At 60.8% G+C, this 5,282-nt stretch carries 6 protein-coding genes; all 6 read right to left on the bottom strand.

Annotated features, from left to right (window positions below; translation table 11 throughout):
- A partial coding sequence (gene rpoB / locus WBB85_RS16025; protein ID WP_432639600.1) for a DNA-directed RNA polymerase subunit beta occupies positions 1–2,277 on the bottom strand: 2,277 nt, incomplete at its 3' end.
- Between the two features lie 253 nt (positions 2,278–2,530).
- Positions 2,531–2,905 carry a 50S ribosomal protein L7/L12 gene (gene rplL, locus WBB85_RS16020; protein WP_432639599.1) on the bottom strand — a complete coding sequence of 125 codons (375 nt, stop codon included), beginning with the start codon at positions 2,903–2,905 and terminating at the stop codon, positions 2,531–2,533.
- A 66-nt stretch (positions 2,906–2,971) separates the two neighbouring features.
- Positions 2,972–3,487 carry a 50S ribosomal protein L10 gene (rplJ, locus tag WBB85_RS16015; protein ID WP_432639598.1) on the bottom strand — a complete coding sequence of 172 codons (516 nt, stop codon included), beginning with the start codon at positions 3,485–3,487 and terminating at the stop codon, positions 2,972–2,974.
- A 233-nt stretch (positions 3,488–3,720) separates the two neighbouring features.
- On the bottom strand, positions 3,721–4,419 hold the full coding sequence (gene rplA, locus WBB85_RS16010; protein WP_432639597.1) for a 50S ribosomal protein L1: 699 nt from the start codon (positions 4,417–4,419) through the stop codon (positions 3,721–3,723).
- 3 nt (positions 4,420–4,422) lie between these two features.
- The gene (rplK, locus tag WBB85_RS16005) at positions 4,423–4,875 is read right to left on the bottom strand and encodes a 50S ribosomal protein L11 (RefSeq protein ID WP_432639596.1); all 453 of its coding nucleotides are present in this window, start codon (positions 4,873–4,875) and stop codon (positions 4,423–4,425) included.
- Between the two features lie 96 nt (positions 4,876–4,971).
- A partial coding sequence (gene nusG / locus WBB85_RS16000) for a transcription termination/antitermination protein NusG (RefSeq protein ID WP_432639595.1) occupies positions 4,972–5,282 on the bottom strand: 311 nt, incomplete at its 5' end.

The raw sequence follows: 5,282 nt of genomic DNA, 5'->3' as shown, positions 1-5,282 counted from the left end.
GTCTTCGGTTGCACGGATAACGATACGGGATGCGTCCACCTGGTCGATCACGCCTGCGCGCTTCGCCATGTAGGCGGCACCGGAATCGCGTGCCACAACCTCTTCGATGCCCGTCCCAACAAGCGGTGCTTCTGCTTGCAGCAAAGGCACGGCCTGACGTTGCATGTTCGACCCCATAAGCGCGCGGTTCGCGTCGTCGTTCTCAAGGAACGGGATCAGCGAGGCGGCAACCGAAACCAGCTGTTTCGGGCTGACGTCGATCAGGTCCACCACATCGGGTGAGTTCAGCATGAATTCGCCCGACTGACGGGTCGAGACGAGGTCATTCTTGAACTTGCCGTTCTCATCAAGCTGCGCGTTGGCCTGAGCGACCGTGTGGCGCATCTCTTCTGTGGCGGACATGTATTGAACTTCATCCGTCACCTGACCGTCCTTCACCGTGCGGTAGGGGGTCTCGATGAAGCCGTATTTGTTCACGCGGGCGAAGGTCGCCAGCGAGTTGATCAGACCGATATTCGGGCCTTCCGGCGTTTCAATCGGGCACATCCGGCCATAGTGGGTCGGGTGCACGTCGCGCACCTCAAAGCCCGCGCGCTCACGGGTCAGACCGCCCGGCCCGAGGGCCGACAGACGCCGCTTGTGGGTCACTTCCGACAAGGGGTTGGTTTGGTCCATGAACTGCGACAACTGCGAAGAGCCGAAGAATTCACGCACCGCGGCCGCAGCCGGCTTCGCGTTGATCAGATCCTGCGGCATGACCGTGTCGATCTCGACCGAGGACATGCGTTCCTTGATCGCGCGCTCCATGCGCAGCAGGCCGACGCGGTACTGGTTTTCCATCAGCTCGCCGACCGAACGCACCCGGCGGTTGCCGAGGTGGTCGATATCGTCGATCTCGCCCTTGCCGTCGCGCAGTTCGACCAGCGCCTTGATACAGGAGATGATGTCACCACGATCCAGCGTGCGCTGGGTGTCGGGCCGGTCGAGGTCGAGCCGCATGTTCATCTTGACCCGGCCGACGGCCGAAAGATCATACCGCTCCTTGTCGAAGAAGAGCGTGTCGAAGAGCGCCGAGGCGGCCTCAACCGTGGGCGGCTCGCCCGGGCGCATGACGCGGTAGATATCCATGAGCGCGGTGTCGCGGTTCATGTTCTTGTCCGCGGCCATCGTGTTGCGGATGTAGGGACCGACATTGACATTGTCGATATCGAGGATCGGCAACGCAGTGATGCCATTGTCGAGCAACACCTTCAGCGTACCGCCGGTGATCTCGCCATCCTTGTCGACGACCTGGGTCAGCTCATCGCCGGCCTCGACATAGATCGCGCCGGTTTCTTCGTTGATGATGTCCTTGGCGACGAAACGGCCGAGGATATGATCGAAGGGCACCAGCAGTTCGGTGATCTTGCCGTCGTCGATCCACTTCTTGACCATGCGCGGCGTGGCCTTTTCGCCCGCCTTGCAGATCACTTCACCCGTAGCGGCATCGACGAGGTCATAGGTCGGCCGCGTGCCGCGCACACGCTCGGGGAAGAACTTGGTCACCCAGCCCTTGTTCTTCTTCAGCTTGAAATCGACCGTGTTGAAATAGGCATCCATGATGCCTTCCTGGTCGAGGCCGAGCGCATAAAGCAGCGTGGTCACCGGCAGCTTGCGGCGGCGGTCGATGCGCGCGAACACGATGTCCTTGGCGTCGAATTCGAAGTCGAGCCAGGAACCGCGATAGGGAATGATGCGGCAGGCAAAGAGAAGCTTGCCCGACGAATGGGTCTTGCCCTTGTCATGGTCGAAGAACACGCCGGGCGACCGGTGCATCTGGGAAACGATGACCCGCTCGGTGCCGTTGACGATGAAAGTGCCGTTCGGCGTCATCAGGGGCATGTCGCCCATGTAGACGTCCTGTTCCTTGATATCCTTGACCGACTTCGCGCCGGTATCCTCGTCGACATCGAATACGATCAGGCGCAGCGTCACCTTCAGGGGCGCTGCATAGGTCATGTCGCGGGTCTGACATTCCTCGACATCGTATTTCGGCTTCTCAAGCTCGTATTTCACGAACTCCAGGATGGCGTTTTCATTGAAATCCTTGATCGGAAAAACCGACTGGAAGACGCCCTTGATGCCCTCGCCGTCAAGCGGCTGGGGCTGGTCGCCGGATTTCAGGAAGAGGTCATATGAGGATTTCTGAACCTCGATGAGGTTCGGCATCTCAAGAACTTCACGGATTTTGCCGAAGTATCTACGGATACGCTTCTGGCCAACGGTCGCCTGCGCCATGCTCGTCGTCACCTTTCGTCTCTTCGCGGGTGCGGACCGTCGGGGACACGGGGCCGCGCCGCTTGCGAATAAGGGAGCCGGTTCAATTCATGCCCTCCGTCCCACCGGAGGGCTCCCGAACCGTTAACCTCGCCTTGGAAGGGGCATCCTTGACCTAAGGACAGCGGATGCCCCTTCCAAGACAGGTTCGGCTGGGCCCGGGAAACCCCCGGACCCAGCCAGATTTGCGCGTCGGGACCGAAGCCCCGGACGATTACTTGAGCTCGACCTTGGCGCCAGCCGCTTCGAGCTTCGTCTTGATCTCTTCGGCTTCGGCCTTCGCCGCGCCTTCTTTGACCTTGCCGCCGGCCTCAACGAGGTCCTTGGCTTCTTTCAGGCCGAGACCGGTGATCGCGCGCACTTCTTTGATCACGTTGATCTTCTGTGCGCCGGCGTCGGTGAGGACGACGTCGAATTCGGTCTTTTCTTCAGCGGCTTCGGCAGCACCAGCAGCCGGGCCAGCCATCATGACGGCGCCACCGGCAGCCGGCTCGATGCCGTATTCATCCTTGAGGATGGTTTTGAGTTCCTGCGCTTCGAGAAGCGTCAGGCCCACGATTTGTTCGGCGAGTTTCTTCAGATCAGCCATTTCTCTGTTCCGTTCCTAAGTATGTGTTCCAACGACGGGTTTCACCCCACGAAGGCACTGGATTGCTCACGCGGCTTGCCGCTCTTCCAAAGTTGAAAGGATGCCCGCGATGTTCGAAGCAGGTGCGCCAATGGCCCCGGCGATGTTCGAAGCGGGGGCGCCGATACAGCCGACGATGGAAGCAATAAGCTCCTCGCGCGACGGCATGGCGGCCACAGCTTTGACACCGGCCTGGTCCAGACCCGTCTCACCCATGGCGCCGCCAAGAATCTCGAACTTTTCGTTCTTCTTGGCATAGGCGTCCGCGACCTTCGCAGCAGCGACAGGATCATCGGAATAGGCGAGTACGGTCATACCCGTGAGAAGCTGGCCGATGCTTGCGCAGGGCTTTCCCTCAAGGGCGATCTTGGCGAGCCTGTTCTTGGCGACACGGACGGACCCACCCGCTTCACGCATGGATGCGCGCAGGTCCTGCATCTGAGCAACTGTCATGCCTTCGTAGTGGGCAACCACCACGACGCCAGAGCTTTCAAAGATCTGGCCGAGTTCCTCGACCACTTTCTCTTTCTGGGCTCTATCCACAGTTTCACTCCAAGTATGGGGGTTTCCCCCCGGCTCAGTTCTGTCCCGGATTTACTCCGCGACGTTCGGGTCCGTGATGGTCCCGAGGCCAGGATCACCCGAGGCTTGCCCCGGTAAATCTCGTCTCGTTCCCCATCTCAGGAAGGATTTATGGGGTTTCCCCCACCCTCCGTCTCGGACAGGACGGGGCGTTTCCGCCCCGCCATTCATCGGGTCAAGGACCCGGTGAATTCTTATTGGGCACCTGCCGACACAAGATCGACGCTGACACCCGGCCCCATGGTCGACGAGAGCGACACCTTCTTGAGGTATGCACCCTTCGCGCCTGTGGGTTTGGCTTTCGAAACCGCGTCGATGAAGGCCCGGACGTTTTCCGCCAGCTTGCCCTCGTCGAACGACACCTTGCCGATACCGGCATGGATCACACCGGCCTTTTCGACCTTGAACTGGACTTCGCCGCCCTTTGCCGCTTCAACAGCCGCTTTCACGTCCATCGTCACGGTGCCGACCTTCGGGTTCGGCATCAGATTGCGCGGTCCGAGGATCTTGCCCAGACGACCGACGACCGGCATCATATCCGGGGTCGCGATGCAGCGATCGAATTCGATCTTGCCCGACTGGATCGTCTCCATCAGATCTTCGGCGCCGACGATATCGGCACCCGCCGCCGTGGCCTCATCGGCCTTGGCGCCACGGGCAAAGACCGCCACGCGCACCGTCTTGCCGGTGCCATTCGGCAGAGTCACGACACCGCGGACCATCTGGTCTGCGTGACGCGGATCGACGCCGAGATTCATTGCGATCTCCAGCGTCTCGTCGAACTTGGCCGACGCGGCACCCTTGATCAGCTTGACGGCATCCTCGACCGAAAGGTTCGACTTGCCTTCGAAAGCGGCCTTCGCCGCCGTTGTGCGTTTTCCGAGCTTGGCCATGACTTACCCTTTCACCTCGATACCGATCGAACGGGCGGGGCCGAGGATGATCTGCATCGCGGCTTCAACGTCGTTCGCGGAAAGGTCCTTCATCTTGGCTTCAGCGATCTCGCGCACCTGGGCGACGGTCACGTAGCCAGCGGTCTCACGACCCGGCTTTTCCGAACCACGCGGACGGCTGCGCTTGCCCACCGGCTTCAGACCGGCCGCCTTCTTGAGGTAGAAGGACGCCGGCGGCGTCTTCGTCTCAAAGCTGAACGACTTGTCGGCATAGTAGGTGATCACGGTCGGGATCGGAGAATCCTTCTCCATCTCCTGCGTCTTGGCGTTGAACGCCTTGCAGAATTCCATGATGTTGATGCCGCGCTGACCCAGAGCCGGGCCAACGGGGGGCGACGGGTTTGCGGCACCCGCCTTGATTTGCAGCTTGAGGCTGCCGACTACTTTCTTGGCCATCTGGCCTCTCCTTCATCACTGGCACCCGAAGGGGTGCAGTTTAGTGGTCCGGTCCCCCCGGATTTAATCCAGGGTCGCCTCCCACCGGCTTGCACGTCAGGCGACTTTCTGCACCTGCGTGAATTCCAGCTCGACCGGCGTCGGCCGGCCAAAGATCGACACCGTCACCTTCAGGCGGCTGGCATCCTCATCGACATCCTCGACCATGCCCGAGAAGCCATCGAACGGCCCGTCGGTCACTTTCACCTGCTCGCCCACTTCAAAGCGGATCAGGTTGCGCGGCGCGGCTTCGCCTTCCTCAACGCGGTTGAGGATTTGATTGACCTCTTCGTCGCGCATCGGCATCGGCTTGCCCTGCGGACCAAGGAAGCCGGTCACGCGATTGATCGAGGTGATCAGGTGATAGC

Source organism: Albidovulum sp., assembly GCF_049646345.1.
Taxonomy (GTDB): domain Bacteria; phylum Pseudomonadota; class Alphaproteobacteria; order Rhodobacterales; family Rhodobacteraceae; genus Albidovulum.
The sequence above is the reverse complement of the archived record's forward strand: the minus strand, read 5'-3'. Positions and strand labels throughout refer to the sequence as shown.

Bases quoted from the DNA above. Each gene is read 5' to 3' on its own strand.
- rplL (WP_432639599.1), bottom strand. From the start codon at position 2,905: ATGGCTGATCTGAAGAAACTCGCCGAACAAATCGTGGGCCTGACGCTT.
- rplA (WP_432639597.1), bottom strand. From the start codon at position 4,419: ATGGCCAAGCTCGGAAAACGCACAACGGCGGCGAAGGCCGCTTTCGAA.
- rplK (WP_432639596.1), bottom strand. From the start codon at position 4,875: ATGGCCAAGAAAGTAGTCGGCAGCCTCAAGCTGCAAATCAAGGCGGGT.